The 1611-nt window shown below is 46.3% G+C and carries 3 protein-coding genes; all 3 read left to right on the forward strand.

Features of this window, described 5'->3' with window-relative positions:
* On the forward strand, window positions 1-548 hold a 548-nt coding region (locus J5I83_RS12775; RefSeq protein ID WP_304056709.1), incomplete at its 5' end, for a hypothetical protein.
* An 89-nt stretch (window positions 549-637) separates the two neighbouring features.
* Window positions 638-1441, forward strand: a complete 804-nt coding sequence (locus J5I83_RS12780; protein WP_304056710.1) for a hypothetical protein — start codon at window positions 638-640, stop codon at window positions 1439-1441.
* 4 nt (window positions 1442-1445) lie between these two features.
* Window positions 1446-1611: AAA family ATPase (locus J5I83_RS14600; RefSeq protein ID WP_369683427.1), on the forward strand; the 166-nt coding region annotated here is incomplete at its 3' end.

Raw genomic sequence — 1611 nt, forward strand, 5'->3', positions numbered from 1 at the left:
CAACACAAGACAACTTTTTAACCAAAGGAAATACCATGAGTAGATTATTTAATCAGGAAGGGAAAAGAACAATTGCACAACCATCGATTGAGAGCAAGCTGATTTACAACCGCATCTCTCAATGTAAAGAAGGCGAGATTGTTACCTATGAAGAGCTAGACCAACTGATAGGAAGATCAGTGCAAAAGACATGTCGGTATGCGCTTACATCAGCGAGAAACGCGTGCATGAACGATCACAGGATCGTATTCAGCGCGATCCCCAATGTAGGGATTAAGCGGCTTAAGAATGAGGAGATACCCGGCACGGCGGATTCAAGATTCCTGCACATTAAGCGCGTGGCAAATAAGGGGTTGCGTGAATCGGCTTGCGTTGACTACGACAACCTCACGCCAGAAAACAAGATTAAGCACAACACGAATATTTCTATGTTCGCTGTTCATAAAGAGTTAGCAAAGCCTGGCAGCGAGAAATTGATTGAGAACCAAGTGAAGATTGATCACCAGGCGTTACCGATAGGGAAGGTTTTAAGGTTGTTTCAGGAATAGAACTAGCCGCGACTGGACCGGACGGGGCGTGACGGGACAATACAGGACTACACACCACAAGACAAGCATTTATAAATAAGGAGAGCAAAATGGAGCAGGCAACTAAGCTACAAGAATTAAAAAACCCATCAATCAAGGCAGCGCAATTGCCGCAGGTGAATGCAGGATTTTTCAACCTACAATCATTCGAGCTTATGCAACGTATAGCAAAAGGCTTCGCATCATCAGAGCTAGTGCCAAAACAGTACCAAGGGAACATCGCCAACTGCATGATCGCGCTGGATATGGCTGAACGGATCGGAGCATCACCGCTGATGATCATGCAATCACTCTACATAGTACATGGCACACCATCATGGGCGTCGAAGTTTCTGATTGCGACCGTGAATGCATGCGGCAGATTTACCGCTTTGCGTTACGAGTGGAAAGGCAAGCCTGGAGAACTGGATTATGGCTGTAGAGCATGGGCAATTGAAAAATCAACGGGTGAGCGGCTTGATGGTATATGGGTTACTTGGCAAATGGTCAAGGCCGAAGGGTGGGATAGCAAAAACGGCAGCAAATGGAAAACCATGCCTGACCAGATGTTTGTTTACCGATCAGCATCTTTTTGGCAACGAGCCTATGCGCCTGAGTTAGCTATGGGATTGAGCGCAGCGGAGGAAATAGAGGATATTTACGATGCCGTGCAAGACCAGAGTGGTGCTTATTCAGTGAGCGTGGATGATCTGAGAAAACCGGCTGTTAATGCTCCTGCTGTTGATACCGAAACAGGCGAAATTATAGACGATGGTGAGAAGAAAGAACCAGTTCAACAGGCAGAAGAGAATCCGCCAGTTGAAACAAAACAACCAGCACCATCCAGAAAACCAGCTACTTTAGACTTGGGGTAACGACATGAAACTAACAAAACTATCAATTAATAATCTGCTTGGCATTAAAGAAGCCGATATCGAAAACCCGAAGAAAATCGTATTCGTATCGGGTGCGAACGGCGCGGGTAAATCCTCTATTCGTGATGCTGTGGCTTTAGCGATGACGGGTGACTTGTCGCGGGTAACCC

It is taken from the genome of Nitrosomonas communis (genome assembly GCF_024102715.1).
Lineage (GTDB): Bacteria > Pseudomonadota > Gammaproteobacteria > Burkholderiales > Nitrosomonadaceae > Nitrosomonas > Nitrosomonas communis_B.

What these genes read in the sequence shown, in the direction of transcription:
- J5I83_RS12780 (WP_304056710.1), top strand. Translation starts at nt 638, where the DNA reads ATGGAGCAGGCAACTAAGCTACAAGAATTAAAAAACCCATCAATCAAG.